Origin of the sequence: Salmonella sp. 2020_1459, from assembly GCF_043847915.1 — a bacterium.
GTDB lineage: Bacteria > Pseudomonadota > Gammaproteobacteria > Enterobacterales > Enterobacteriaceae > Salmonella > Salmonella enterica.
The window spans coordinates 186100-211589 of sequence record NZ_JBCMFA010000005.1 but is presented as its reverse complement, the minus strand read 5'-3'; the positions used below and the strand labels follow the sequence as shown (position 1 = coordinate 211589).

At 54.0% G+C, this 25490-nt stretch carries 29 protein-coding genes; 18 read left to right on the top strand and 11 right to left on the bottom strand.

Annotation, left to right across the window (positions count from 1 at the left end):
• The first annotated feature begins 5 nt into the window (after nt 1-5).
• The 6 genes from eutB (at nt 6) to ACH0VJ_RS14760 (ending at nt 5435) form a co-directional block, all read left to right on the top strand.
• Entirely contained in the window at nt 6-1367 is a 1362-nt protein-coding gene (gene eutB, locus ACH0VJ_RS14785; RefSeq protein WP_000769990.1) for an ethanolamine ammonia-lyase subunit alpha, read from the top strand.
• Between the two features lie 18 nt (nt 1368-1385).
• Nucleotides 1386-2282 carry an ethanolamine ammonia-lyase subunit EutC gene (gene eutC, locus ACH0VJ_RS14780; protein ID WP_000372354.1) on the top strand — a complete coding sequence of 299 codons (897 nt, stop codon included), beginning with the start codon at nt 1386-1388 and terminating at the stop codon, nt 2280-2282.
• Between the two features lie 9 nt (nt 2283-2291).
• The gene (gene eutL, locus ACH0VJ_RS14775; protein ID WP_001111056.1) at nt 2292-2951 is read left to right on the top strand and encodes an ethanolamine utilization microcompartment protein EutL; all 660 of its coding nucleotides are present in this window, start codon (nt 2292-2294) and stop codon (nt 2949-2951) included.
• 12 nt (nt 2952-2963) lie between these two features.
• Nucleotides 2964-3458 (top strand): ethanolamine utilization microcompartment protein EutK, encoded by a 495-nt coding sequence (gene eutK, locus ACH0VJ_RS14770; RefSeq protein ID WP_000606266.1) that lies wholly within the window; start codon nt 2964-2966, stop codon nt 3456-3458.
• A 47-nt stretch (nt 3459-3505) separates the two neighbouring features.
• A complete protein-coding gene (eutR, locus tag ACH0VJ_RS14765; RefSeq protein ID WP_000753665.1) occupies nt 3506-4558 on the top strand; it encodes an HTH-type transcriptional regulator EutR in 1053 nt (350 codons plus the stop codon).
• Nucleotides 4559-4736: 178 nt separating this feature from the next.
• Entirely contained in the window at nt 4737-5435 is a 699-nt protein-coding gene (locus ACH0VJ_RS14760) for a hypothetical protein (RefSeq protein ID WP_001172085.1), read from the top strand.
• 46 nt (nt 5436-5481) lie between these two features.
• Here the strand turns inward: ACH0VJ_RS14760 and hemF are convergent, their stop codons facing one another.
• Together hemF and amiA are read right to left on the bottom strand one after the other, a co-directional pair.
• A complete protein-coding gene (gene hemF, locus ACH0VJ_RS14755) occupies nt 5482-6381 on the bottom strand; it encodes an oxygen-dependent coproporphyrinogen oxidase (RefSeq protein ID WP_000801331.1) in 900 nt (299 codons plus the stop codon).
• 2 nt (nt 6382-6383) lie between these two features.
• On the bottom strand, nt 6384-7253 hold the full coding sequence (gene amiA / locus ACH0VJ_RS14750; RefSeq protein ID WP_000102880.1) for an N-acetylmuramoyl-L-alanine amidase AmiA: 870 nt from the start codon (nt 7251-7253) through the stop codon (nt 6384-6386).
• Between the two features lie 212 nt (nt 7254-7465).
• Between amiA and ACH0VJ_RS14745 the strand changes: the two genes are divergently transcribed.
• The 10 genes from ACH0VJ_RS14745 (at nt 7466) to cysM (ending at nt 15988) form a co-directional block, all read left to right on the top strand.
• Nucleotides 7466-7891: a GNAT family acetyltransferase gene (locus tag ACH0VJ_RS14745; RefSeq protein WP_000406008.1), complete on the top strand. Its 426-nt coding sequence runs from the start codon at nt 7466-7468 to the stop codon at nt 7889-7891.
• Nucleotides 7878-8327, top strand: coding sequence for a DUF2919 domain-containing protein (locus tag ACH0VJ_RS14740; protein WP_000842937.1), 450 nt, complete (start codon nt 7878-7880; stop codon nt 8325-8327). The genes ACH0VJ_RS14745 and ACH0VJ_RS14740 overlap by 14 nt, the downstream gene beginning before the upstream one ends.
• 61 nt (nt 8328-8388) lie before the next feature.
• Nucleotides 8389-8964 (top strand): RpoE-regulated lipoprotein, encoded by a 576-nt coding sequence (locus ACH0VJ_RS14735; RefSeq protein ID WP_000838968.1) that lies wholly within the window; start codon nt 8389-8391, stop codon nt 8962-8964.
• 94 nt (nt 8965-9058) lie between these two features.
• On the top strand, nt 9059-9958 hold the full coding sequence (gene yfeX, locus ACH0VJ_RS14730) for a porphyrinogen peroxidase (RefSeq protein ID WP_000084583.1): 900 nt from the start codon (nt 9059-9061) through the stop codon (nt 9956-9958).
• A 237-nt stretch (nt 9959-10195) separates the two neighbouring features.
• Nucleotides 10196-10987, top strand: a complete 792-nt coding sequence (gene ucpA, locus ACH0VJ_RS14725; protein WP_000517460.1) for an SDR family oxidoreductase UcpA — start codon at nt 10196-10198, stop codon at nt 10985-10987.
• A 157-nt stretch (nt 10988-11144) separates the two neighbouring features.
• The gene (gene cysP / locus ACH0VJ_RS14720) at nt 11145-12161 is read left to right on the top strand and encodes a thiosulfate/sulfate ABC transporter substrate-binding protein CysP (RefSeq protein ID WP_000290265.1); all 1017 of its coding nucleotides are present in this window, start codon (nt 11145-11147) and stop codon (nt 12159-12161) included.
• Nucleotides 12161-12994: a sulfate/thiosulfate ABC transporter permease CysT gene (gene cysT / locus ACH0VJ_RS14715; protein WP_000881748.1), complete on the top strand. Its 834-nt coding sequence runs from the start codon at nt 12161-12163 to the stop codon at nt 12992-12994. Before cysP ends, cysT begins: the two co-directional genes overlap by 1 nt.
• Nucleotides 12994-13869, top strand: coding sequence for a sulfate/thiosulfate ABC transporter permease CysW (cysW, locus tag ACH0VJ_RS14710; RefSeq protein ID WP_000852705.1), 876 nt, complete (start codon nt 12994-12996; stop codon nt 13867-13869). Before cysT ends, cysW begins: the two co-directional genes overlap by 1 nt.
• Nucleotides 13859-14956 carry a sulfate/thiosulfate ABC transporter ATP-binding protein CysA gene (gene cysA, locus ACH0VJ_RS14705; RefSeq protein WP_000021076.1) on the top strand — a complete coding sequence of 366 codons (1098 nt, stop codon included), beginning with the start codon at nt 13859-13861 and terminating at the stop codon, nt 14954-14956. The genes cysW and cysA overlap by 11 nt, the downstream gene beginning before the upstream one ends.
• 120 nt (nt 14957-15076) lie before the next feature.
• On the top strand, nt 15077-15988 hold the full coding sequence (cysM, locus tag ACH0VJ_RS14700; RefSeq protein WP_001093875.1) for a cysteine synthase CysM: 912 nt from the start codon (nt 15077-15079) through the stop codon (nt 15986-15988).
• 131 nt (nt 15989-16119) lie between these two features.
• Here the strand turns inward: cysM and ACH0VJ_RS14695 are convergent, their stop codons facing one another.
• The 4 genes from ACH0VJ_RS14695 to ptsJ are packed head-to-tail and all read right to left on the bottom strand — an operon-like array spanning nt 16120 to nt 19137.
• Nucleotides 16120-16659, bottom strand: coding sequence for a transglycosylase domain-containing protein (locus tag ACH0VJ_RS14695; RefSeq protein WP_001119684.1), 540 nt, complete (start codon nt 16657-16659; stop codon nt 16120-16122).
• A 12-nt stretch (nt 16660-16671) separates the two neighbouring features.
• On the bottom strand, nt 16672-17052 hold the full coding sequence (locus ACH0VJ_RS14690; protein ID WP_000710730.1) for a YfeK family protein: 381 nt from the start codon (nt 17050-17052) through the stop codon (nt 16672-16674).
• A 58-nt stretch (nt 17053-17110) separates the two neighbouring features.
• Nucleotides 17111-17830, bottom strand: a complete 720-nt coding sequence (locus ACH0VJ_RS14685) for a type 1 glutamine amidotransferase (protein ID WP_001263764.1) — start codon at nt 17828-17830, stop codon at nt 17111-17113.
• Between the two features lie 14 nt (nt 17831-17844).
• On the bottom strand, nt 17845-19137 hold the full coding sequence (gene ptsJ / locus ACH0VJ_RS14680) for a transcriptional regulator PtsJ (RefSeq protein WP_000565115.1): 1293 nt from the start codon (nt 19135-19137) through the stop codon (nt 17845-17847).
• 82 nt (nt 19138-19219) lie between these two features.
• Between ptsJ and pdxK the strand changes: the two genes are divergently transcribed.
• Both pdxK and ACH0VJ_RS14670 read left to right on the top strand, forming a co-directional pair.
• The gene (gene pdxK, locus ACH0VJ_RS14675) at nt 19220-20086 is read left to right on the top strand and encodes a pyridoxine/pyridoxal/pyridoxamine kinase (RefSeq protein WP_000529613.1); all 867 of its coding nucleotides are present in this window, start codon (nt 19220-19222) and stop codon (nt 20084-20086) included.
• Complete coding sequence (locus tag ACH0VJ_RS14670; RefSeq protein WP_000844541.1) at nt 20083-20322, top strand: hypothetical protein; 240 nt, start codon at nt 20083-20085, stop codon at nt 20320-20322. The genes pdxK and ACH0VJ_RS14670 overlap by 4 nt, the downstream gene beginning before the upstream one ends.
• 149 nt (nt 20323-20471) lie before the next feature.
• Here the strand turns inward: ACH0VJ_RS14670 and crr are convergent, their stop codons facing one another.
• The 5 genes from crr to cysZ form a co-directional block, all read right to left on the bottom strand.
• Entirely contained in the window at nt 20472-20981 is a 510-nt protein-coding gene (gene crr / locus ACH0VJ_RS14665) for a PTS glucose transporter subunit IIA (protein ID WP_000522253.1), read from the bottom strand.
• A 40-nt stretch (nt 20982-21021) separates the two neighbouring features.
• Nucleotides 21022-22749, bottom strand: coding sequence for a phosphoenolpyruvate-protein phosphotransferase PtsI (gene ptsI, locus ACH0VJ_RS14660; protein ID WP_000623118.1), 1728 nt, complete (start codon nt 22747-22749; stop codon nt 21022-21024).
• Between the two features lie 48 nt (nt 22750-22797).
• Nucleotides 22798-23055 carry a phosphocarrier protein Hpr gene (gene ptsH / locus ACH0VJ_RS14655; RefSeq protein ID WP_000487600.1) on the bottom strand — a complete coding sequence of 86 codons (258 nt, stop codon included), beginning with the start codon at nt 23053-23055 and terminating at the stop codon, nt 22798-22800.
• 383 nt (nt 23056-23438) lie between these two features.
• Nucleotides 23439-24410 carry a cysteine synthase A gene (gene cysK / locus ACH0VJ_RS14650; protein WP_000036904.1) on the bottom strand — a complete coding sequence of 324 codons (972 nt, stop codon included), beginning with the start codon at nt 24408-24410 and terminating at the stop codon, nt 23439-23441.
• A gap of 163 nt (nt 24411-24573) precedes the next feature.
• Nucleotides 24574-25335, bottom strand: a complete 762-nt coding sequence (gene cysZ, locus ACH0VJ_RS14645; protein WP_000255008.1) for a sulfate transporter CysZ — start codon at nt 25333-25335, stop codon at nt 24574-24576.
• Nucleotides 25336-25490: the final 155 nt, after the last annotated feature.

Genomic DNA, 25490 nt, shown 5'->3' with positions numbered 1-25490 from the left:
GACTTATGAAACTAAAGACCACATTGTTCGGCAATGTTTATCAGTTTAAGGATGTAAAAGAGGTACTGGCCAAAGCCAACGAACTGCGTTCGGGGGATGTGCTGGCCGGGGTTGCCGCGGCAAGTTCGCAGGAGCGCGTAGCGGCAAAACAGGTACTGTCGGAAATGACGGTGGCGGATATCCGCAACAATCCGGTGATTGCCTATGAAGAGGACTGCGTGACGCGCCTGATTCAGGACGACGTCAACGAAACGGCCTATAACCGGATTAAAAACTGGAGCATCAGCGAACTGCGCGAATACGTGCTGAGCGATGAAACCTCCGTGGACGACATCGCGTTTACCCGCAAAGGGCTGACCTCCGAAGTGGTGGCGGCAGTAGCGAAAATCTGCTCCAACGCTGACCTGATCTACGGCGGCAAGAAAATGCCGGTGATCAAAAAAGCCAATACCACCATCGGTATTCCGGGCACCTTTAGCTGCCGTTTGCAGCCGAACGATACCCGTGACGATGTGCAGAGTATCGCCGCGCAAATCTACGAAGGGCTTTCTTTCGGCGCAGGCGATGCGGTGATCGGCGTTAACCCGGTGACCGATGACGTGGAGAACTTGACCCGCGTGCTCGACACCGTTTACGGCGTTATCGATAAATTCAATATTCCGACCCAGGGCTGCGTGCTGGCGCACGTCACCACCCAGATTGAAGCGATTCGTCGCGGCGCGCCGGGCGGACTGATTTTCCAGAGCATTTGCGGCAGCGAGAAGGGCTTAAAAGAGTTCGGCGTGGAACTGGCGATGCTCGACGAAGCGCGGGCTGTGGGGGCGGAGTTCAACCGCATCGCCGGGGAAAACTGCCTGTACTTTGAAACAGGACAGGGCTCGGCGCTGTCGGCTGGCGCGAACTTTGGTGCCGACCAGGTGACGATGGAAGCGCGTAACTACGGGCTGGCTCGCCACTACGATCCGTTCCTGGTAAACACCGTGGTGGGCTTTATCGGGCCGGAGTATCTCTACAACGACAGGCAGATTATCCGCGCGGGTCTCGAAGATCACTTTATGGGCAAGCTGAGCGGCATCTCGATGGGCTGCGACTGCTGCTATACCAACCATGCCGACGCCGACCAGAACCTTAACGAAAACCTGATGATTCTGCTCGCCACTGCCGGTTGTAACTACATCATGGGGATGCCGCTCGGCGACGACATCATGCTCAACTACCAGACCACCGCTTTCCACGATACCGCCACCGTCCGTCAGTTGCTGAATTTACGACCGTCGCCGGAGTTTGAACGCTGGCTGGAAACGATGGGCATTATGGCAAATGGTCGTCTGACCAAACGGGCGGGCGATCCGTCACTGTTCTTCTGATGACGCGGGGATAACACCATGGATCAAAAACAGATTGAAGAAATTGTACGTAGCGTGATGGCGTCAATGGGACAGGACGTACCGCAGCCCGTCGCGCCGTCAACGCAGGAAGGCGCAAAGCCGCAGTGCGCCGCGCCGACGGTGACCGAAAGCTGCGCGCTGGATTTAGGTTCCGCAGAGGCAAAAGCCTGGATTGGCGTCGAGAACCCACATCGTGCGGACGTGTTGACCGAACTGCGTCGCAGTACTGCGGCACGCGTCTGTACAGGGCGTGCCGGGCCGCGTCCACGTACCCAGGCGCTGTTGCGCTTCCTGGCGGATCACTCCCGTTCGAAAGACACCGTGCTCAAAGAAGTGCCGGAAGAGTGGGTCAAAGCGCAAGGGCTGCTGGAAGTACGTTCGGAGATCAGCGACAAAAACCTGTACCTGACGCGCCCGGATATGGGGCGTCGCCTGAGCCCGGAAGCCATTGACGCGCTGAAGTCGCAGTGCGTGATGAACCCGGATGTGCAGGTAGTGGTCTCCGATGGCCTCTCTACGGATGCGATCACCGCCAACTATGAAGAGATTCTGCCGCCGCTGCTTGCCGGTCTGAAGCAGGCCGGGCTGAACGTCGGCACGCCGTTCTTTGTGCGCTATGGCCGCGTGAAGATTGAAGATCAGATTGGCGAAATTCTCGGCGCGAAGGTCGTCATCCTGCTGGTGGGCGAACGTCCGGGGCTGGGGCAGTCGGAAAGCCTCTCCTGCTACGCGGTCTATTCCCCGCGCGTGGCGACCACCGTCGAGGCCGACAGAACCTGTATTTCAAACATTCATCAGGGGGGGACGCCGCCAGTAGAAGCTGCCGCCGTGATTGTGGATTTGGCCAAACGGATGCTGGAGCAGAAAGCGTCCGGCATCAACATGACCCGTTAAGGAGACATCATGCCTGCATTAGATTTGATTCGACCTTCAGTGACTGCCATGCGCGTGATTGCCTCCGTGAATGACGGCTTTGCGCGGGAACTTAAATTACCGCCACATATACGTAGCCTCGGACTCATCACGGCAGATTCTGATGATGTGACCTATATTGCCGCTGATGAAGCGACAAAACAGGCGATGGTGGAAGTGGTCTATGGCCGCTCCCTCTATGCCGGGGCGGCTCACGGGCCATCGCCTACCGCCGGTGAGGTGTTGATTATGCTGGGCGGCCCGAACCCGGCGGAAGTGCGCGCCGGTCTGGATGCGATGGTCGCCAGTATTGAAAACGGCGCGGCGTTCCAGTGGGCGAACGATGCGGAAAATACCGCATTCCTGGCGCATGTGGTTTCGCGTACCGGCTCGTACCTCTCGTCTACCGCAGGTATTGCGCTGGGCGATCCAATGGCCTACCTGGTGGCGCCGCCGCTGGAAGCGACATTCGGCATTGACGCGGCGATGAAATCCGCTGACGTTCAGCTGGTGACTTACGTGCCGCCGCCGTCGGAAACCAACTATTCGGCCGCGTTCTTAACGGGAAGCCAGGCCGCGTGTAAAGCCGCCTGCAACGCCTTTACCGACGCCGTGCTGGATATCGCCCGTAACCCTGTCCAGCGTGCGTAACGGAGGCTGCCAATGATCAATGCCCTGGGATTACTGGAAGTGGACGGAATGGTCGCCGCCGTCGATGCGGCGGATGCCATGCTGAAAGCGGCCAACGTGCGTTTGCTCAGTCATCAAGTGCTCGACCCTGGCAGGCTAACGCTGGTGGTGGAGGGCGATCTGGCGGCGTGTCGTGCGGCGCTGGATGCCGGAAGCGCCGCCGCGCAGCGCACAGGCCGTGTGATTAGCCGCAAAGAAATTGGTCGCCCGGAAGAGGACACCCAGTGGCTGATTGGCGGGTTTGCGCGTGCGACAACGCCGACTGAGAAAGCGCCCCAGGTACCCGCAACGCCTGAGTTCGCTGAAGCGTTACTGGCGCTGCTGGCATCAGTACGCCAGGGAATGACGGCGGGAGAGGTTGCCGCGCATTTTGGCTGGCCGCTGGAGCAGGCCAGAAACGTGCTGGAACAACTCTTTTCTGACGGAGCGTTGCGTAAACGCAGTAGTCGCTATCGCATCAAAAATTAATCTGTCGGAGGGCCGGGCGTCCTGGCGGGCGTCCGGCATAGAAGATCATGAAAAAGACCCGTACAGCGAATTTGCACCATCTTTATCATGAAGCGTTACCCGAAGACGTTAAACTTACGCCCAGAGTCGAGGTGGACAATGTTCATCAGCGACGGACGACGGATGTCTATGAACATGCTCTGACTATCACCGCCTGGCAGCAGATCTACGATCAGTTACACCCGGGTAAATTTCATGGCGAGTTCACGGAAATCCTGCTTGATGAGATTCAGGTGTTCCGTGAATACACCGGCCTGGCGCTGCGTCAGTCGTGTCTGGTTTGGCCAAACTCTTTCTGGTTTGGTATTCCGGCGACGCGCGGCGAACAGGGATTTATCGGCGCGCAGGGGCTCGGCAGCGCCGAGATTGCCACCCGACCGGGAGGCACCGAGTTTGAACTGAGCACGCCGGATGATTACACCATTCTGGGCGTCGTTATCTCGGAAGATGTTATTTCCCGTCAGGCCACGTTTTTGCATAACCCGGAAAGGGTGCTGCATATGCTACGTAACCAGTTAGCGCTGGAGGTAAAAGAGCAGCATAAAGCGGCGCTGTGGGGCTTTGTGCAGCAGGCGCTGGCCACCTTTAGCGAGAGTCCTGAAACTCTGCATCAACCTGCGGTGCGTAAGGTCTTGAGTGATAATTTATTGCTGGCGATGGGCACGATGCTGGAAGAGGCGAAGCCGATTCATAGCGCCGAGAGCATCAGCCATCAGGGATATCGTAGGCTACTGTCGCGGGCGCGGGAATATGTGCTGGAAAATATGTCGGAGCCGCTGACGGTGCTCGACTTATGTAACCAGCTACACGTAAGCCGTCGCACGCTGCAAAATGCGTTTCACGCCATTTTGGGCATTGGCCCCAATGCGTGGCTGAAACGTATTCGCTTAAACGCAGTACGCCGGGAACTGATTAGCCCGTGGTCGCAGAGCGCCACGGTCAAAGATGCCGCGATGCAGTGGGGATTCTGGCATCTGGGGCAATTTGCCACCGATTATCAGCAATTATTTGCCGAAAAACCGTCGTTGACGCTGCATCAACGGATGCGGCAATGGGCTTGATGGCATTCTTGTGCCGGATGCGACGCTTTGCGTCTTATCCGGCCTACGGGGCGGTGCCGTTGTGGTTGTAGGCCTGATAAGCGTAGCGCTATCAGGCTTTTTTCTGATTTTTCATGCGACGTTACTCTGTGTTGTGTCCAGTTGATAAGATCTTCTTTTTTAATATGGACATTTAAGTATGCAAAAACGACTGCTATTTCTCGGCCTTCTCTTGGTCAACCTGCCCGTTTTGGCACAAGACGAAATTCCAACCGCTTTAACGTCATATTACCAACCTTCTTTGGATGAATTGCAAAGCCGTATATGGTTGAGAAAAGATCAACCCGATCTGCAATACTCTGCTTGTCTGGATAAACAGGTATCAACTGAGCAGCGGATTGTTGTGATGTGTGGTTATCTTACCGGAGCATCGGAGCCTGATACCGCCCCATTTGATATCTGGTATCTGAACGGGGACGCCATAACCGCACGTATAACGACGGAAGGTTATGGTCGTATGGGAACATCTGGTGGTGCGAAAGCGGTAAAAATTGGCGACAGGTGGGGCGTGGTGCTGAAGTCCAGTTATATGATGCAGGGCTTTGAACAAACCTTTCAGCAGTTTTATGTTGCGCAAGGGAAGAATATTCAACTGATTGCCAGTCTGCCAACTTATTCCAGTAGTGAAGATTTCGGTGCCGAAAAGGAAGGTTATTCGATAGATAAGCTGGATACTCAGGTGGCATTTGCACAGAAATATACTGGCACCTATCCGAATATGCTTTTACATGCCACCGGAGTATTAGAGGGCGAGAAAATCGATAAGCAGTGGTCGGTGCCGTTTGACTCAAAAACTAATAAGTATCTTATCCCGGAAGAGATTGATATTGGTTATTGATGCCATGCTGTTTTGTAGGCCTGATAAGCGTGGCGCTATAAGGCAATTACACCCAGTCGCGTACCTGAATAAACTCGCTCAGCGCCGCTTCCGGGCTACCCGCTTCTGGCTGCCAGTCGTACTCCCAGCGCACCAGCGGCGGCATCGACATCAGGATAGATTCAGTGCGCCCGCCGGTTTGCAGACCAAACAGGGTGCCTCTGTCCCACACCAGATTGAACTCCACGTAGCGCCCGCGGCGATAAAGTTGAAAATTACGCTCCCGCTCTCCCCAGACCATCGCTTTGCGTCGTTCGACAATCGGTAAATACGCCTCGGTGTAGCCGTTGCCGACCGCCTGCATAAAGGCGAAGCAGTAGTCGAAATCCGGCGTATTCAAATCGTCAAAAAACAGGCCGCCGATACCGCGCTGCTCGTTACGATGCTTGAGGAAAAAGTAGTCGTCGCACCACTTTTTATAGCGCGGATACACATCGTCGCCAAACGGCTGACACAGGTCGCGGGCGGTGCGGTGCCAGTGAACGGCATCCTCTTCAAAGCCGTAGTAGGGCGTTAAATCGAACCCGCCGCCAAACCACCACACCGGATCGGCGCCCGGTTTTTCGGCAATAAAAAAGCGCACGTTAGCATGGCTGGTGGGAATATACGGATTGTGCGGATGCACCACCAGCGATACGCCCATCGCTTCAAAGCTACGCCCGGCGAGTTCTGGCCGATGCGCGGTGGCGGACGCGGGCATTGCATCGCCGTGAACGTGAGAGAAATTAACGCCCGCCTGTTCGAAAATCCCGCCGTTGCGTAATACCCGGCTGCGTCCGCCGCCGCCCGCTTCGCGTCGCCAGCTATCTTCGACAAAGTTTGCGCCATCCACAGCGGATAACTTTTGGCAAATATCATCCTGCAGGCGTAGCAGAAACTGTTTTACGTGATGTGCATCGGGTTTCATGATTACCGTTTCTTCGTGTGTGCTTTCTGATTATCAAACCAGTGAAAATAACTGATGATGCCGTTGGCGATCGCCGTAGCGATTTTCTGGCGAAACGCCGTCGTGCCCAGCAGGCGTTCTTCTTCCGGATTGGTAATAAACGAGGTTTCGACCAATACCGACGGAATTGACGGTGATTTTAGCACCACGAAAGCCGCTTGTTCGGTAGTGCGGCTGTGTAATTTATGTATAGGTTTGATTTTCTTGAGAATATGCGAACCCAGCGTCAGACTGTTTTTAATCGTATCGGTTTGCACCAGATCAAACAAAACTTGTTGTAATAGATGATCCCGGTCAGTGGCTTTTTTACCCGCCACTTCGTCCGCGCGGTTTTCACGCTCGGAGAGATACTTCGCCATGGCGCTACTGGCCCCGCGGTTGGAAAGCGCAAAAACGGAAGCGCCTGCCGCTTTCGGGTTGGTAAAACCATCGGCATGAATAGACATAAACAGATCCGCGCCGTGCTTATGGGCGATTTCCACCCGATCGTACAGCGGAATAAAGGTATCCCCTGTCCGGGTTAAACGCGCATCGATTCCGTGATTTCGCAAAATAGCGCGTACGTTTTTGGCAATTGCCAGCACGACGTGTTTTTCCTGAGAACCGTTGCGGCCAATCGCGCCGGTATCGATGCCGCCGTGTCCGGGGTCGAGCATCACCAGCCGTTTACTGCCGGTTTTTTTGGTTTTGGGTTTGCTGTGACCATTACTGGTTTTTAGCGTTTCTTCTTTGGCTATTGCGTGCGACATACCTGACAGCGTCAGGGCCGCCAGACCTGTTTTGAGTACCTGGCGGCGCGATGTGAGAGTTTTTAGGAGTTTAAAAGTGCTCATACGGCCTGAGTTGTGAAAATTAAGTTCAAGATGTTATATCGTATCGCGTAATCCGTTACGACGGTTGGTGATGAGAATTGTTTTACTTTTCATTTCAATACGTGACACATCGCCATTATGCCATTTTTTCCGCTACATCGCGTCAGATATTGGCTGAATCAGATGTTTGCGCCATAATCTTGGTTTTTCCACCCGAAAAGGCAACGAATACCATGGAAATACGCGTTTTTCGCCAGGAAGATTTCGAAGAGGTGATTACCCTCTGGGAGCGTTGCGACCTGCTGCGTCCATGGAACGATCCTGAAATGGATATTGAACGCAAGGTGAATCACGATGTCAGCTTGTTCCTCGTTGCGGAAGTTAGCGGCGAAGTCGTCGGTACGGTAATGGGCGGTTATGACGGGCATCGCGGCTCGGCGTATTACCTGGGCGTTCACCCGGAGTTCCGCGGGCGCGGCATTGCGAATGCGTTGCTTAACCGGCTGGAAAAAAAACTCATCGCTCGCGGGTGTCCGAAAATCCAAATTATGGTGCGCGATGATAACGACGTTGTGCTGGGCATGTATGAACGTCTGGGGTATGAGCATTCTGACGCCCTAAGTTTGGGTAAACGCCTGATTGAAGATGAAGAGTACTGAGTTTCATCCAGCCGATTATGATGTACACGGACGTTTACGCCTGCCGTTTCTGTTCTGGTGCGTACTGCTACTTCAGGCGCGCGCCTGGGTACTCTTTGTCATTGCCGGTTCATCCCGTGGACAGGGTAATACTTTGTTAAACTTTTTTTATCCCGACCATGACAATTTTTGGCTGGGGCTGTTGCCCGGCGTTCCGGCGGTAGTGGCGTTTTTGCTCAGCGGGCGGCGTGAAGCGTTTCCTGGTGTGTGGCGCTGGCTGCGCGGACTCCTGATTCTTGCTCAACTGGTGTCGTTGTGCTGGCTGCCGGTGATGTGGCTGGGTGGCGACCCGGTCAACGGCGTCGGGCTGGCGCTGCTGCTGGCGGACATCGTCGCGCTGATCTGGCTGTTAACCAATCAACGTTTGCGTGCCTGTTTTTCCTTTGAGAAAGAATAACGGCACTTTTTGGCGAACCCGCACTCCAACCAACGTTAATTAATAAAAGAAAGGAAGTGAGATGAAATCGCTGCGTTTGACTTTACTCGCACTGCCGCTGGCGCTGACCGGCTGCTCGACGCTCTCCTCGGTCAACTGGTCTGCCGCAAATCCATGGAACTGGTTTGGTTCCTCGACAGAAGTCACTGAGCAAGGCGTGGGAGCGCTGACCGCCGCCACGCCGCTGGAAGAGCCGGCTATTGCAGAGGCATTAGATGGCGATTATCGCCTGCGTAGCGGTATGAAAACCGATAACGGCAACGTGGTGCGCTTTTTCGAAGCGATGAAGGGCGACAATGTCGCGATGGTGATCAACGGCGAGCAGGGAACCGTGAGCCGTATTGATGTGCTGGACAGCGATATCCCAACCGCCGCGGGGGGCAAAATCGGTACGCCGTTTAGCGACCTTTACAGCAAAGCTTTTGGTCACTGCGAGCCGGTTTCCAGCGATAGCCATACCAGCGTCGAGTGTAAAGCCGAGGGAAGTCAGCATATTAGCTATGTTTTCTCCGGCGAGTGGAGCGGACCGGAAGGCTTAATGCCTCCTGATGACGTCTTAAAAAACTGGGACGTGCGCAAAATTATCTGGCGTCGTTAATTTGCGCCTGAACAAACCGCTTCGCTTAAAAACAAGGTAAAATAGCCTCCATTAATGCCACGACTGCGTGGCATTCTCATTTTCAGGAGGAATTATGTCTCAGGTTCAAAGTGGCATTTTGCCGGAACATTGCCGTGCGGCAATTTGGATTGAAGCCAATGTGAAAGGCGACCTGGACGCCCTGCGCGCGGCCAGCAGAACATTTGCCGATAAACTGGCGACCTTCGAAGTCAAATTTCCGGACGCCCATCTTGGGGCCGTTGTGGCGTTTGGCAACAACACCTGGCGCGCCCTGAGCGGCGGCGTCGGGGCGGAAGAACTGAAAGATTTTATTCCTTATGGTAAAGGGCTGGCGCCGGCCACGCAGTATGACGTGCTGATCCATATCCTTTCCCTGCGCCACGATGTGAATTTTTCTGTTGCTCAGGCGGCGATGGAAGCCTTCGGCGACTGTATCGACGTGAAAGAAGAAGTTCACGGCTTCCGTTGGGTGGAAGAACGCGATCTGAGCGGCTTTGTCGACGGGACAGAGAACCCGGCGGGCGAAGAGACGCGTCGTGAAGTGGCGGTGATCAAAGATGGCGTGGATGCCGGCGGCAGTTATGTGTTCGTGCAGCGTTGGGAACACAATCTCAAGCAACTTAACCGGATGAGTATTCACGATCAGGAGATGATGATCGGGCGTACCAAAGAAGCCAATGAAGAGATTGACGGCGATGCGCGTCCGGCAACATCTCACCTGAGCCGCGTCGATCTCAAAGAAGATGGCAAAGGGCTGAAGATTGTGCGCCAGAGCCTGCCATACGGCACCGCCAGCGGTACTCATGGTCTCTATTTCTGCGCTTACTGCGCACGTCTGCACAATATCGAACAGCAGCTTCTGAGTATGTTCGGCGATACCGACGGTAAACGCGACGCAATGCTGCGCTTCACCAAACCGGTGACTGGCGGCTACTATTTTGCGCCGTCGCTGGATCGCCTGTTAGCGCTATAAGGTAAAACCCTGTCGGATGGCAGCGCAAACGCTTTATTCGACCTACGATTGGTAGGCCTGATAAGCGCAGCGTCATCAGGCAGAACAGCATAAAAATGCCCATCCCCGCCTCCGCGGGGATTTTTTTACCTAATATTTACCTGAATTAGTGAGCTATTCCTCAGCACTTATTTGTTATTACTGTATTTTCAGTGTTAATGGAGTGTAAGACTCCATATTCAAAAGGAGACATTGAAAATGGGTAAACTCACGGGCAAGACAGCATTGATTACGGGCGCATCGCAGGGCATTGGCGAAGGGATCGCTCGCGTATTCGCACGCCACGGCGCGAACTTAATCTTGCTGGATATCTCCGATGAGATTGAAAAGCTGGCGGATGAGCTGGGCGGGCGCGGACATCGCTGTACTGCCGTTAAGGCTGACGTCAGAGATTTTGCTTCGGTGCAGGCGGCGGTTGCGCGCGCCAAAGAGACTGAAGGTAGAATTGATATTTTGGTGAATAACGCTGGCGTGTGCCGTCTGGGCAACTTCCTCGATATGAGTGAAGAAGATCGCGATTTCCACATTGATATTAATATTAAAGGTGTCTGGAACGTCACCAAAGCCGTCCTGCCGGAGATGATTAAACGTAAAGATGGCCGCATTGTGATGATGTCTTCCGTCACGGGAGATATGGTGGCGGACCCGGGTGAAACGGCCTATGCGCTGTCAAAAGCCGCCATTGTCGGTTTAACCAAATCGCTGGCGGTAGAGTATGCGCAGTCCGGTATTCGTGTGAATGCCATTTGCCCCGGTTATGTAAGAACGCCGATGGCGGAAAGCATTGCCCGTCAGTCTAATCCTGACGATCCGGAGTCGGTATTAACGGAAATGGCAAAAGCTATTCCGCTACGCCGTCTTGCCGATCCGCTGGAAGTAGGGGAACTGGCGGCATTTCTGGCTTCCGATGAGTCCAGCTATCTTACCGGAACGCAAAACGTCATTGATGGCGGCAGTACCCTGCCTGAAAGCGTAAGCGTAGGCGTCTGATTGATGCCGGTCTCCTCCCCGCGCCGCGTGGGGAGGGATTCTCTTATTCCCTTTTCAACTTTCAAATCATCAAACGGTATATAAAACCGTTACTCCTTTAGCGCTGGTTATAAATATGATGACCATAAGAAAGTCATTAAATTTATAAGGGTGCGCAATGGCCGTTAACTTACTGAAAAAGAGACTCCTGACGCTGGCAGCAATGCTGTTACTGGCAGGGCAGGCGCAGGCAACGGAGCTGCTGAACAGCTCATACGATGTCTCCCGCGAGCTGTTTGCCGCCCTTAACCCGCCGTTTGAGCAACAATGGGCGAAGGATAACGGCGGCGATAAGCTGACGATTAAGCAGTCTCATGCCGGGTCATCAAAACAGGCGCTGGCGATTTTGCAGGGACTGAAGGCAGACGTCGTCACCTACAATCAGGTGACCGACGTACAGATTCTCCATGATAAAGGCAAACTGATCCCTGCCGACTGGCAAAGCCGTCTGCCGAACAACAGTTCGCCATTCTATTCCACGATGGGCTTCCTGGTGCGCAAGGGGAACCCGAAAAATATTCACGACTGGAGCGATCTTGTACGTTCCGACGTGAAGCTGATTTTCCCTAACCCGAAAACCTCCGGCAACGCCCGTTACACGTATCTGGCGGCATGGGGCGCGGCGGATAACGCGGACGGCGGCGATAAAGCCAAAACCGAACAGTTTATGACCCAGTTCCTGAAAAACGTCGAAGTGTTTGATACCGGCGGTCGCGGTGCTACGACTACCTTTGCCGAGCGTGGTCTGGGCGATGTGCTGATTAGTTTTGAATCGGAAGTGAACAACATCCGCAAACAATATGAAGCCCAGGGATTTGAAGTGGTGATCCCGAAAACGAACATTCTTGCTGAATTCCCGGTTGCCTGGGTAGATAAAAACGTGCAGGCCAACGGCACAGAAAAAGCCGCCAAAGCTTACCTGAACTGGCTGTATAGCCCGCAGGCGCAGACCATCATCACCCATTACTACTACCGCGTGAATAACCCGGAAATCATGGGCAAGCAAGCAGATAAATTCCCGCAGACCGAACTGTTCCGCGTGGAAGAAAAGTTTGGCACGTGGCCGGAAGTGATGAAAACGCACTTTGCCAGCGGCGGCGAGCTGGACAAACTGTTGGCGGCGGGGCGTAAGTAATGCTTGCCGTTTCTTCCCGACGCGTGCTGCCCGGCTTTACGTTAAGCCTCGGCACCAGTTTGCTGTTTGTCTGCCTGACCCTGCTGTTGCCGTTGAGCGCGCTGGTGATGCAGCTCTCACAGATGAGCTGGGCGCAATACTGGGATGTTGTGACCAACCCACAGGTGGTGGCTGCCTATAAAGTGACGCTGCTGGCGGCATTTGTGGCGTCGATTTTTAATGGCGTGTTTGGTCTGCTGATGGCGTGGATTTTAACCCGCTACCGTTTTCCGGGGCGCACGTTGCTGGATGCGCTGATGGATCTGCCGTTTGCGCTGCCGACAGCGGTAGCGGGGTTAACGCTGGCCTCGCTGTTCTCAGTGAACGGTTTCTACGGTCAGTTTCTCGCGCAGTTTGATATCAAAGTGACCTATACCTGGCTCGGTATTGCGGTGGCGATGGCCTTTACCAGTATTCCATTTGTGGTGCGCACCGTCCAGCCGGTACTGGAAGAGCTGGGGCCGGAATATGAAGAAGCGGCACAAACGCTGGGGGCCACCCGCCTGCAAAGTTTTCGCAAAGTCGTGCTGCCTGAGCTGTCGCCTGCGCTGATTGCCGGCGTGGCGCTCTCTTTTACCCGTAGTCTGGGCGAGTTTGGCGCGGTGATTTTTATCGCCGGAAATATCGCCTGGAAAACAGAAGTGACCTCGCTGATGATTTTTGTGCGCTTGCAGGAGTTTGATTACCCGGCCGCCAGCGCCATTGCCTCGGTGATCCTTGCGGCATCCTTGCTGCTGCTGTTCTCTATCAATACCTTGCAAAGTCGCTTTGGTCGACGTGTGGTAGGTCATTAATGGCGGAAGTGACTCAATTGAAGCGATACGACGTCCCCCGCATTAACTGGGGAAAATGGTTTTTGATTGGCGTCGGGATGCTGGTTTCGGCGTTTATCCTGCTGGTGCCGATGATTTACATCTTCGTGCAGGCGTTCAGCAAAGGGTTAATGCCGGTACTGCAAAATCTGGCCGATCCGGACATGCTGCACGCCATCTGGCTGACGGTGTTGATTGCCTTGATCGCAGTGCCGGTGAATCTGGTGTTCGGCATTCTGCTGGCGTGGCTGGTGACGCGCTTTAACTTTCCCGGACGTCAGCTACTGCTGACCCTGCTGGATATTCCCTTTGCCGTCTCGCCGGTGGTGGCCGGTCTGGTCTATCTGTTGTTTTATGGCTCCAACGGCCCGTTGGGCGGCTGGCTGGATGAGCATAATTTGCAAATGATGTTCTCCTGGCCGGGGATGGTACTGGTCACTATTTTTGTCACCTGTCCGTTTGTGGTGCGCGAACTGGTGCCAGTGATGCTCAGCCAGGGCAGTCAGGAAGATGAGGCGGCGATTTTACTGGGCGCATCCGGCTGGCAAATGTTTCGCCGCGTGACATTGCCGAATATTCGCTGGGCGCTACTCTACGGCGTGGTGTTAACCAACGCCCGCGCGATTGGCGAGTTTGGCGCGGTGTCGGTGGTGTCCGGCTCGATTCGCGGCGAAACGTTATCGCTACCGTTACAGATTGAATTACTGGAGCAGGACTACAACACCGTCGGCTCCTTTACCGCCGCCGCATTGTTGACGCTAATGGCGATTATTACCCTGTTTTTGAAGAGCATGTTGCAATGGCGTCTGGAGAATCAGGAAAAACGCGCGCAACAGGAGGAAAATCATGAGCATTGAGATCGCCAGAATTAAGAAATCGTTTGGTCGCACTCAGGTACTGAATGATATCTCGCTGGATATTCCTTCCGGCCAGATGGTTGCCTTGTTGGGGCCGTCTGGTTCCGGCAAAACGACGCTGCTGCGCATTATTGCCGGGCTGGAACATCAGTCCAGCGGCCATATTCGTTTCCACGGTACGGACGTTAGCCGCCTGCACGCGCGTGAGCGTAAAGTCGGTTTTGTGTTTCAGCACTATGCGCTGTTTCGCCATATGACGGTGTTTGACAACATTGCTTTTGGTCTGACGGTGCTGCCGCGACGCGACCGCCCAACTGCGGCGGCGATTAAAACGAAAGTGACGCAATTGCTGGAGATGGTGCAACTGGCGCACCTCGCGGATCGCTTCCCCGCCCAGCTTTCCGGCGGACAAAAACAGCGCGTGGCGCTGGCGCGCGCGCTTGCCGTAGAACCGCAAATTCTACTGCTGGATGAACCCTTTGGCGCGCTGGATGCCCAGGTACGTAAAGAGTTACGTCGCTGGTTGCGCCAGCTACATGAAGAACTGAAATTCACCAGCGTCTTTGTCACCCACGATCAGGAAGAAGCGACGGAAGTGGCGGATCGGGTGGTGGTGATGAGTCAGGGCAATATCGAACAGGCTGATGCGCCGGATCGAGTGTGGCGTGAACCGGCAACCCGCTTCGTACTGGAGTTTATGGGCGAGGTGAACCGCCTGACAGGCACCGTCCGCGGCGGGCAGTTTCACGTTGGCGCGCATCGCTGGCCGCTGGGTTATACGCCCGCGTACCAGGGGCCGGTCGATCTGTTCCTGCGTCCGTGGGAGGTGGATATTAGCCGCCGCACCAGCCTGGATTCTCCGCTACCAGTACAGGTCATTGAGGCCAGCCCGAAAGGTCACTATACACAGTTAGTGGTACAGCCGCTGGGGTGGTATCACGATCCGCTGACGGTGGTGATGGCGGGTGAGGATGTTCCGGTTCGCGGCGAGCGTTTGTTTGTTGGACTGCAAAAAGCGCGTCTGTATAACGGCGACCAGCGTATTGAAACGCGTGAAGAGGAACTTGCTCTGGCGCAATCGGCCTGATAGGTTAATTTGTATAGTTATCGCCCGGTGGCGCTACGCATACCGGGCCTACAGCGTATATCGTGATTTTGTAGGCCGGGTAAGCACAGCGCCACCCGGCATTTTTATTGAGCTGAAAACGTGAATACATTAGAACAAACCATCGGCAATACGCCGCTGGTCAAATTACAACGTCTGGCGCCGGATAACGGCAGTGAAATCTGGGTTAAGCTGGAAGGCAATAATCCGGCAGGATCGGTGAAAGATCGCGCGGCGCTATCGATGATTGTCGAAGCGGAAAAGCGCGGGGAAATTAAACCGGGCGATGTCCTGATTGAAGCGACCAGCGGCAACACTGGCATTGCGCTGGCGATGATCGCCGCGCTGAAAGGTTATCGCATGAAGCTGTTGATGCCGGACAACATGAGCCAGGAGCGTCGGGCGGCAATGCGGGCCTATGGCGCGGAACTGATTCTGGTCACTAAAGAGCAGGGAATGGAAGGGGCGCGCGATTTAGCGCTCGCTATGTCTGAACGAGGCGAGGGCAAACTGCTCGATCAGTTTAATAATCCCGATAACCCGTATGCGCACTACACGACCACCGGCCCGGAAATCTGGCGGCAAACGTCAGGTCGCATCACCCATTTTGTCTCCAGCATGGGCACGACCGGCACCATTACCGGCGTGTCGCGTTTTCTGCGCGAGCAGGAAAAACCGGTCACTATCGTTGGCCTACAGCCGGAAGAGGGCAGCAGTATTCCGGGCATTCGCCGCTGGCCAGCGGAATATATGCCGGGCATTTTTAACGCCTCGCTGGTAGATGAGGTGCTGGATATTCACCAGAATGATGCCGAAAACACCATGCGTGAACTGGCCGTTCGTGAAGGCATTTTCTGCGGCGTCAGCTCTGGCGGCGCGGTAGCGGGTGCGTTACGCGTTGCACGTGCCACGCCCGGCGCGGTAGTGGTGGCGATCATCTGCGATCGCGGCGACCGTTACTTGTCTACCGGCGTGTTTGGTGAAGAGCATTTCAGCCAGGGGGCAGGGATTTAAGCTAACAGGTTTAGCTGGTTGGGATATGCACAGGCAACGGCCGCCTTTGACAAGCGGGAATATCCTGCCGATTTTCTATGTGCGCCAGCGCATCACCGCCGTCTTTTATAATAAAAGCTCGTCTGTTGTTTTTATTGTTGTATTTGTTCCTGGCAAAGCGTCATGTAATGCTTGCTGCTTTCTACCAGCCTGGCTGAACCAGGCCGGTAAAGTGACGGCGCTTTAAACATATAAATCAGTTGTACTTGTTGCTGGCAGGCCATCTCTGTCACTGGTACGTGAAATAACGTTAACGCCGCATTTTTCGTACCGTAAACCGCGTTACCCTGCGAATCCCGGCCATAATACGCTTGCGCCAGCATCATGGCATACAGCTCGTCGTCGCGGTACAGGCTGTCCAACCAGAACACCCAGATCGCGGTCCTGAAATGCCCATCCACGCCAGCTTGGGTATAGAGCAATCTGGCAGTATAAGATTTGGGATGTATTTTGGCCGCAGCGCGGCGCAAAAAACGCGTCTGCGGCGATTCGGACAACCAGAAAGAGGCGCTCTGTAATGCGGTCTGGGCTATGGGACGAATTTCCAGATAATAGTAAACGATTAACCCTACAGCAAACGCTAACAGAAGCGCGATAACGCCTTTAAAAAACCACAGTAACACGCCTGGCATTATGATTTTTTCTTACTCAACATTCTTATCCGTTTCCGCAATAAGCGCATGTAAATAAGGCTGCGCGTTTTCATCGCTTTTACCGGGAATTTTAACGATATAGGGCTTTCCGGTGATGGACGACGACGACGCGACTTTATCGATAAACTGTTCGGCGGTGTCGATACGATTGCGTGTGTTACCCAGTTTTAAGCGCAGGTGCGATACGGCTTCCTCGCAGTTATGCGCATCACCGTTACGAACGAATGTCAGATCCTTTTTCTGCGCCAGCGCATTAAGCATGGCGTTAATGCGCGCTTCTTCATGGGCGTTCAGCTTCGCCCAGGCGGGTAGGGTCAGCAGGAGCGCAACGACGGCGCAGACAATTTTCTTCATGGTAAAATCCTTTTTCATGCAATAATCACTGCACCTCAGACCGTTAGCCGGGTAATAAGTTGCACTCCTGGTGTGGTTATTTCTGTGATTGCGCCAGCGTGAGTTCATCCAGAAAACGCCACAGCTTTTCATTCATTTGCTGGTAATTCCATGCGCGCATTTCGGCAACCGAGCGGATAAAACGCTTCCCTTGCGCGTCGGCCAGCTCCTGCTGCGAATGTTGGATTAATCCTTCAACCGCCTCGACGGTAAATTCCATATGACACTGGAAGCCGTAGACAAAATTGCCGTACTGCACTATCTGACGTGGACAGCCTTCGCTTTCGGCCAGCACGGTCGCCTGATCGGTGAGTCCTGGCATATCGTTGTGCCAGTGGCCGACGGTTAACGGGGAGCCAAAGTGGGCGATAAGCGGATGCCGCAGACCGGCTTCAGTGAGCGTAATAGGGTAGTGACCAATCTCTTTTTCCGGACTTTGGCACACCGCGGCGCCCAGCGCCTCGCCAATGAGCTGCGAACCAAGACAAATGCCGATAACCATTCGCCGGGCCGTAATCGCCTGATTAATTAAGTGCTGTTCGGCGCGAGAGTCAAAGTACGGGCTCTCTTCGCGGGTGGTGCGCGGCGACTGCGGACCGCCAAATACCACGAGCATATCGAACTCATCGGCATTGGGCGGTAGCGCTTCTCCGGCATAGACGCGCGACCATGAAATGGTATAACCGCGATCTTCAGCCCATTTCAGATAAGCGCCAGCGGATTCAAACGACTCATGGACAACAAAATGAACTCGCACGTTATTTTCTCCTGTTAGCGATTTAGCGCCTGATGGACATCAGCCGCCAGCGTGTTGATCTCGCTGTCATTTAATGTCGACAGCGTGATACGTAGACCGTGAGACGGCGCGCTTACGCCAAAGGCTTCTCCCTCACGTACCAGCCAGCCGGATTTTGCCAGCGTAAACGCGGTAGCCTGGCTATGGGTGTCCAGCGGGAGCCAGGCATTCACGCCGTCGCCGGGAGAAATGGCGATGCCATATTGCTGTAGGGCGCAGGCCAGTTTTTGTTGCCGGGTGGCGCAAAACAGCCGCGTTTGCGCCAGCCTGTGCTGATACTCAGGGTCGGTCAGGCAGGCGTAGACCAGATCCTGTAACAGATGGCTGACCCACTGACTACCGGCATTTAGCCGCAGCCGAAGTTTTGCCGAGGTCGCGCTGTCGCTGGCGACAACAGCAAGACGTAAATCAGGGCCGAGGGTTTTGGAAACGGAGCGTATCACCGCCCAGTGTTGCGTTGTCTGCGCAATAACCGGCTGCCAGGGCGACGAAGAAAGCAGGGCGAAGTGATCGTCGATAATGACCACTACCTGAGGGTAACGCGCCAGTATATTTTGCAGCGCAGCGGCACGGCGAGCGCTCAGGCTACAGCCGGTAGGGTTGTGTGCGCGCGGCGTTAAGATCACAGCCCGCGCGCCCTGGTTTAGCGCCTGTTCCAGCTTTTCAGGCTGCATTCCTTCGCTATCCACACTGACCGGGCTGGCGCTAAAACCGGCATAGCGCAGCATATTGATACTGCTTAAAAAACAGGGATCTTCCACCGCGACGCTGTCGCCCGGCAGCAGATGCGCGCAAAGCAGTCTTTCAATGGCGTCGATAGCTCCGCTGGTGATATCAATTTCGCCTGCGACGGGTGTGGCATCCCGTAGCCAGCGCGCCGCCCAGGCGTGTAGTTCAGGGGAAACGGGCGCATCGCCGTAGAGATGCGGCGTGCGGCTGAGACGGGCAAAATAACGGCTAAGGTCAGGCAGACGCTGCGGATCGGGATTGCCGCCGGAAAGGTCGTGCAGAGGCGTATGCGGATCGCCGCCTTCCAGCGCTACGGGAGACGGACTGCCTTTAATCACCGTCCCATTGCGGCCTAAACTTTGCGCCAGTCCCGCCGTTATCAGCCGTTTATACGCCGCTGCGACGGTATTGCGGTTCACCTTTAATTCGCTTGCCAGCTCCCGTACCGGCGGGAGCGAATCCTCCGCCCGTAACGTGCCGGCGATAATGTGTTGACGGATACTGTCAAAAATTTCGTTAGCGGTTTTTCCGTCGATCATTATTGACCTATGACAAAATGAATTTTAGCATATGACAATGATAATGAGGCGGTAGCCTGCTGTCCAGCGAGAGGAAAATTTTATGGGACAAGAGAGTGATATTCAGTCAGTGCTCTTCGACGACAACCATCGGGCATTACAGACCGATATCGTCGCCGTCCAGTCACAGGTCGTGTACGGCAGCGTAGGCAACAGTATCGCTGTTCCGGCCATTAAAGCGCAGGGATTACGCGTGACGGCGGTCCCGACGGTGCTGTTCAGCAATACGCCGCACTATAAAACGTTTTATGGCGGCATTATTCCCGCCGAGTGGTTTGCAGGCTACCTTACGGCGTTGAATGAGCGCGATGCGCTACGTGAATTAAAAGCGATTACCACCGGTTACATGGGCAGCGCAGACCAAATTGTCTTGCTTTCGAAGTGGCTAATGGCGATCCGGGCTTCGCATCCGGAGGTGTGTATTCTTGTTGATCCGGTCATTGGCGATACCGACAGTGGAATGTATGTGCAGGCGGAAATTCCGCAGGCTTATCGCACACATTTGTTGCCGCAGGCGCAGGGGCTAACGCCGAACGTATTTGAGCTGGAGATGCTGAGTGGTAAACCGTGTCGCACGCTGGAAGAGGCGGTGGCGGCGGCGCAATCTCTGCTTTCCGATACGCTGAAATGGGTGGTTATCACCAGCGCGCCGGGCGAATCTCTGGAGACCATAACGGTTGCCGTCGTTACCGCGCAGGTCGTGGAAGTCTTTGCCCATCCGCGGGTGGCGACGGAGTTAAAAGGGACGGGAGATCTCTTCTGCGCCGAGCTGGTCAGCGGTATTGTGCAGGGAAAAAAACTGACGACCGCGGCAAAAGATGCGGCGCAGCGCGTGCTGGAGGTGATGACCTGGACACAGCAGTGTGGCTGTGATGAGTTAATTCTGCCGCCGGCAGGGGAGGCGCGATGAAGAGTTATCGGCTGGTCGTTCGCCAGCAGGGACGTATCGTGGGGCATTTTGAAACGAGCGGGCTGGACGCGCTGGAAGATATTTGCGTAGCGCGGGCGATGTTTGGCATCACTGGCGGCTATCAGTGCGAGCTGCAAGTGTCCGATTCCGAACGCAGGATGCTGGAGAGTGGCCCGGATGGGATGAAGATCCTGATGCGCGAGAAGTGCTTTCGCCCGGTGACCTCGCAGTTGTAACCCGTGGATTGGCGCTGAAATGTTCGCAACCTTGTAGGCCTGATAAGCGTAGCGCCATCAGGCAGTGCACTGCACCATCGCCGGATGGCGGCGCAAGTACAGGCAAAAAAAATGGCGCCCAAAGGCGCCATTCTTCACTGCGGCAAGAATTACTTCTTAATGCGGATAACCGGAGTTTCACCCACGGTCACGCTACCGGACAGTTTGATCAGTTCTTTGATTTCATCCATGTTGGAGATAACAACCGGAGTCAGGGTAGACTTGGCTTTTTCTTCCAGCAACGGCAGATCGAACTCGATGACCGGATCGCCAACTTTCACGCGCTGACCTTCTTCAGCAATACGCTTGAAGCCTTCGCCTTTCAGCTCAACGGTGTCGATACCGAAGTGAACGAACAGCTCAATGCCGCTATCGGATTCGATAGAGAACGCATGGTTGGTTTCAAAGATTTTGCCGATGGTACCGTCAACAGGGGCGACCATTTTGTTACCGGTTGGTTTGATAGCAATGCCATCACCAACGATTTTTTCAGCAAAAACTACATCCGGCACGTCTTCGATGTTGACGATCTCGCCAGAGAGCGGGGCAACAATCTCAATAGTTCCGGTGTCTTTCTTATCATCAGAAACCAGAGATTTTAGTTTATCGAACAAACCCATGATCTTCTCCTAAGCAGTAAATTGGGCCGCATCTCGTGGATTAGCAGATTGTTTTTTCTTCAATGAACTTGTTAACCAGCGTCATTAACTCGTCCGTTGTCGGTTGAGCAAGAGCCTGCTCTGCTAACACCTTCGCATCTTCGAAGTTCGTGTTACGGATAATCTTCTTAATGCGCGGGATAGAAATGGCGCTCATAGAGAATTCGTCCAGACCCATCCCCAGCAACAGAAGTGTAGCACGTTCGTCGCCTGCAAGCTCACCACACATGCCAGTCCATTTACCTTCTGCATGAGAAGCATCAATAACTTGCTTGATCAAGTTCAGTACGGACGGTGACATTGGCTGGTAAAGGTGTGAAATCATATCATTACCACGGTCAACTGCCAGGGTGTACTGCGTTAAATCATTGGTGCCGATACTAAAGAAATCAACTTCTTTGGCTAAATGACGCGCAATTGTCGCCGCAGCCGGTGTTTCCACCATCACGCCAATCTCAATGCTTTCGTCAAATGCTTTACCTTCGTCACGCAGTTCCTGTTTGTAGATTTCAATCTCTTTGCGCAGCGCGCGAACTTCTTCAACAGAGATGATCATCGGGAACATAATGCGCAATTTACCGAAAGCGGAGGCACGCAGAATCGCGCGAACCTGGTCACGCAGGATCTCTTTGCGATCCATGGCGATACGCACGGCGCGCCAGCCCAGGAACGGGTTCTCTTCTTTCGGGAAGTTCATGTACGGCAGCTCTTTGTCGCCGCCAATGTCCATGGTACGGACGATAACCGCCTGCGAGCCGCACGCTTCAGCGACCGCTTTATAGGCGGCAAACTGCTCTTCTTCCGTCGGCAGCGCGTCGCGATCCATGAACAGGAATTCAGTACGATACAGACCAACGCCTTCCGCGCCGTTACGCTCAGCGCCTTCAACGTCGCGAACGGTACCGATGTTGGCGCAAACTTCAACCTGATGTCCATCCAGCGTGATTGCCGGCAGATCTTTCAGTTTTGCAAGTTCCGCTTTCTCGGTCGCAACCTGCTCCTGGACGGCGCGCAGTTGCTCAATAACATCGTTGGTCGGGTTGACGTAAACCTGGTTGTTTACGGCATCCAGAATCAGATAGTCGCCGTTTTTCACCTGAGAGGTGACGCTACCGGTACCTACGATCGCTGGCAGTTCCAGAGAACGCGCCATGATGGAGGTATGAGACGTGCGTCCGCCCGCGTCGGTGATGAAGCCCAGCACTTTCTGCAGGTTCAGCTGTGCAGTTTCTGACGGCGTCAGGTCAGCGGCAACCAGGATAACTTCTTCCTGAATCGCGCTCAGATCGATAATGGCCAGACCCAGGATGTTGCGCAGCAGGCGCTTACCAATATCACGTACGTCAGCCGCACGCTCTTTCAGGTATTCGTCATCCAGTTCTTCCAGGGCAGTGGCCTGACCTTCGATAACTTCATGTGCGGCTGCGTCAGCCGTCATGTGCTTATCTTTAATCAGGGCTATGATTTCCTGCTCCAGCTCCTCATCTTCGAGCAGCATAATATGCCCTTCAAAGATGGCTTCTTTTTCTTCACCGAACGTTTCACCAGCTTTTGTCTTGATCGCTTCCAGTTGCGCAGATGCCTTGGCACGACCGCTCAGAAAACGTTCAACTTCCTGATCAACCTTGTCGGCAGAAATTTTTTTCCGGTCAATGACGATTTCGTCTTCTTTCAGCAGCAGTGCTTTGCCGAAAGCGATACCCGGGGATGCTAAAATGCCTGAAATCATAACCCTACCTTACTTGTGACTGATTTTTAAAAGAACCCGGAAAAAAACTTACTCGAGTTCCGCCATCAGTTTGACCAGATGTTCAACCGCTTTCTGCTCATCTTCACCTTCTGCGGAGATGGTGACGACGGTGCCTTGAGTCAGGCCCAGAGTCTGCAGTTTAAACAGGCTTTTCGCGCTGGCGCTTTTGCCGTTGGAAGTCACAGTAATCTCAGAAGTGAAGCCTTTTGCTTCTTTAACAAACTGAGCAGCAGGGCGGGTGTGCAGACCGTTCGGAGCGGTAATGGTAACTTCTTGCTGGAACATTGTATTTCCCCAACTTATAGGTTTAGTGTTGTGGAACTAAAGTCTAGCCTGGCGGCTCAACTTTAGCCTGTATTGTTAGCGCCGGCGTAAACGGGACGCGACACAAAAGGTGTTCTACGCAATCCGTTGCTGGCAACTTATGGCCGCTGACGTTTCGCTCGTCATTAAACATTATGCCGCGAAAGGAAGATTTGAACCAAATCATAAAATCGATTCAGCTAACGCTTTTCCTGTAACGATTAATTTCGCGCATCAAAATAATTAGTCTGGTTAAATACCAGTTCCGGCAGGGTGAATCAATGCCAGGTGAGGTGAAAGTTTGAAGCAGGCCACAAAAAAGCACCCAAAAAGGTGCTTTTTTACGCGTTTTTAACATGCTGGCATCACTGTTGCAGTTCTTTCTCAGTAAAGAGATCGGCGAACAACGCGGTGCTCAGATAACGCTCACCTGATGAAGGTAGGATAACCACAATATTCTTATTGGTAAAGCTTTCATCTTCCTGCAGCTTAAGCGCTGCAGCAACCGCGGCACCGGAAGAAATTCCTGCCAGAATACCTTCCTCTTCCATCAGACGGCGCGCGGTAGAAATGGCTTCTTCATTGGTGATGCCAACCACTTTATCAATCAGTTTCAGATCCAGGTTGCCCGGGATGAAGCCTGCGCCGATGCCCTGAATTTTATGCGGGCCTGGTTTGATCTCTTCACCAGCCAGCGCCTGGGCAATAACCGGGGAGTCAGTGGGTTCTACCGCAACGGTGATAAGATCGGTTTTACCCTTCGTCCCTTTGATATAACGCGTGACGCCGGTTAACGTACCGCCAGTGCCGACGCCGGAGATAAACACATCCACCTGACCATCGGTGTCTTCCCAGATTTCCGGGCCGGTGGTTTTTTCATGGATTTCCGGGTTGGCAGGGTTGCTGAACTGCTGGAGCAGGAGATATTTTTGCGGATCGCTGGCGACAATTTCTTCGGCTTTCTGAATAGCGCCTTTCATCCCTTTCGCCCCTTCGGTCAGCACCAGATTCGCGCCTAATGCTTTGAGTAGCTTGCGGCGTTCAATGCTCATGGTTTCCGGCATGGTCAGGGTGAGTTTGTAACCGCGCGCGGCGGCGACATACGCCAGCGCAATACCGGTGTTGCCGCTGGTCGGCTCCACCAGTTCCACGCCAGGTTTCAGTACGCCACGCTTTTCGGCATCCCAAATCATATTGGCGCCGATACGGCACTTGACGCTGAAGCTCGGGTTGCGCGACTCCACCTTCGCCAGAATGCGTCCATTACCGATACGGTTCAGTCGAACCAGCGGCGTATGACCGATAGTCAGCGAGTTATCTTCATAAATCTTACTCATGGCCTGTCCTTAACTGTATGAAATTGGGATACCTTCCCAGCATACCTTCCAGCCAGATATGGGGAAGTAAGGATTTCGCATATCTATATGCTGATGGGAAATAATGGTTATCAGTATGGAATAAGAGACAGCATAAGCCATCTCTTATTTATACATTTTTACGTTATTTCCATAACGCGTGCTTAGCACGCCAGCAATCAACCCACATTGCCGTCGCGCCACAGACGGCGACAGGCATAATGAACAGGTTAAGCACCGGAATCATCGTAAAGAGGCTGGTGAGCGCGCCAAATTGCATATTCGCCACCTTCTGCGTGCGCAACGCGGCGCGCATCGTTTTAAACGGCACTTTGTGGTTATCAAACGGGTAGTCGCAATACTGGATCGCCAGCATCCAGGCGCTGAACAAAAACCACAGCACCGGCGCGATGGTTTGGCCAATGCCAGGAATAAAATAGAGAACCAGCAGCACAATAGCGCGCGGCAGATACCACGCCAGCTTTTGCCATTCACGTTTCATAATGCGCGGTACATCTTTCATGATGCCGAGTATGCCGGTATCTGGCGGCGTGGCGCCGGTTAACCGCGCCTCAAGCTGTTCGGCTAAAAGGCCGTTAAACGGCGCGGCGATCCAGTTGGCGAGGGTAGAGAAAAAATAGCCAAAGACCAGCAGAACAGAGATAACCGCAATCGGCCACAGCAGATAGCTCAGCCATTGCAGCCAGTCCGGCACATGACTCATCAACGAAGGTATCCAGGCGTCAAGCTGGGTAAACAGCCACCAAAATGCGCCGCCCATCAGCACAATGTTGACCAGCAAAGGTAAAATAACAAAGCGGCGGATTCCCGGTAGGGTGACTAACTTCCATCCTTGCGAGAAATAATAGACGCCGCTACGTGGTACGGTTGTGGATGATGAAACCATATTCAGGACATACTCCTTTTTCTTAAAGCCCTGGGTAAACGTGGGATATCTTACCCGGTTATCAGACGGTGGATAGTTCGGAAATGTTCGAAAAAACAGCAAAAAGCACATTTTCCTTCATCTTTATGCTGCGAAAGCCAACAGTACACTTGCAC

Bases quoted from the DNA above. Each gene is read 5' to 3' on its own strand.
- eutB (WP_000769990.1), top strand. From the start codon at position 6: ATGAAACTAAAGACCACATTGTTCGGCAATGTTTATCAGTTTAAGGAT.
- eutC (WP_000372354.1), top strand. From the start codon at position 1,386: ATGGATCAAAAACAGATTGAAGAAATTGTACGTAGCGTGATGGCGTCA.
- eutL (WP_001111056.1), top strand. From the start codon at position 2,292: ATGCCTGCATTAGATTTGATTCGACCTTCAGTGACTGCCATGCGCGTG.
- eutK (WP_000606266.1), top strand. From the start codon at position 2,964: ATGATCAATGCCCTGGGATTACTGGAAGTGGACGGAATGGTCGCCGCC.
- eutR (WP_000753665.1), top strand. From the start codon at position 3,506: ATGAAAAAGACCCGTACAGCGAATTTGCACCATCTTTATCATGAAGCG.
- ACH0VJ_RS14760 (WP_001172085.1), top strand. From the start codon at position 4,737: ATGCAAAAACGACTGCTATTTCTCGGCCTTCTCTTGGTCAACCTGCCC.
- hemF (WP_000801331.1), bottom strand. From the start codon at position 6,381: ATGAAACCCGATGCACATCACGTAAAACAGTTTCTGCTACGCCTGCAG.
- amiA (WP_000102880.1), bottom strand. From the start codon at position 7,253: ATGAGCACTTTTAAACTCCTAAAAACTCTCACATCGCGCCGCCAGGTA.
- ACH0VJ_RS14745 (WP_000406008.1), top strand. From the start codon at position 7,466: ATGGAAATACGCGTTTTTCGCCAGGAAGATTTCGAAGAGGTGATTACC.
- ACH0VJ_RS14740 (WP_000842937.1), top strand. From the start codon at position 7,878: ATGAAGAGTACTGAGTTTCATCCAGCCGATTATGATGTACACGGACGT.
- ACH0VJ_RS14735 (WP_000838968.1), top strand. From the start codon at position 8,389: ATGAAATCGCTGCGTTTGACTTTACTCGCACTGCCGCTGGCGCTGACC.
- yfeX (WP_000084583.1), top strand. From the start codon at position 9,059: ATGTCTCAGGTTCAAAGTGGCATTTTGCCGGAACATTGCCGTGCGGCA.
- ucpA (WP_000517460.1), top strand. From the start codon at position 10,196: ATGGGTAAACTCACGGGCAAGACAGCATTGATTACGGGCGCATCGCAG.
- cysP (WP_000290265.1), top strand. From the start codon at position 11,145: ATGGCCGTTAACTTACTGAAAAAGAGACTCCTGACGCTGGCAGCAATG.
- cysT (WP_000881748.1), top strand. From the start codon at position 12,161: ATGCTTGCCGTTTCTTCCCGACGCGTGCTGCCCGGCTTTACGTTAAGC.
- cysW (WP_000852705.1), top strand. From the start codon at position 12,994: ATGGCGGAAGTGACTCAATTGAAGCGATACGACGTCCCCCGCATTAAC.
- cysA (WP_000021076.1), top strand. From the start codon at position 13,859: ATGAGCATTGAGATCGCCAGAATTAAGAAATCGTTTGGTCGCACTCAG.
- ACH0VJ_RS14695 (WP_001119684.1), bottom strand. From the start codon at position 16,659: ATGCCAGGCGTGTTACTGTGGTTTTTTAAAGGCGTTATCGCGCTTCTG.
- ACH0VJ_RS14690 (WP_000710730.1), bottom strand. From the start codon at position 17,052: ATGAAAAAGGATTTTACCATGAAGAAAATTGTCTGCGCCGTCGTTGCG.
- ptsJ (WP_000565115.1), bottom strand. From the start codon at position 19,137: ATGATCGACGGAAAAACCGCTAACGAAATTTTTGACAGTATCCGTCAA.
- pdxK (WP_000529613.1), top strand. From the start codon at position 19,220: ATGGGACAAGAGAGTGATATTCAGTCAGTGCTCTTCGACGACAACCAT.
- ACH0VJ_RS14670 (WP_000844541.1), top strand. From the start codon at position 20,083: ATGAAGAGTTATCGGCTGGTCGTTCGCCAGCAGGGACGTATCGTGGGG.
- crr (WP_000522253.1), bottom strand. From the start codon at position 20,981: ATGGGTTTGTTCGATAAACTAAAATCTCTGGTTTCTGATGATAAGAAA.
- ptsI (WP_000623118.1), bottom strand. From the start codon at position 22,749: ATGATTTCAGGCATTTTAGCATCCCCGGGTATCGCTTTCGGCAAAGCA.
- ptsH (WP_000487600.1), bottom strand. From the start codon at position 23,055: ATGTTCCAGCAAGAAGTTACCATTACCGCTCCGAACGGTCTGCACACC.
- cysK (WP_000036904.1), bottom strand. From the start codon at position 24,410: ATGAGTAAGATTTATGAAGATAACTCGCTGACTATCGGTCATACGCCG.
- cysZ (WP_000255008.1), bottom strand. From the start codon at position 25,335: ATGGTTTCATCATCCACAACCGTACCACGTAGCGGCGTCTATTATTTC.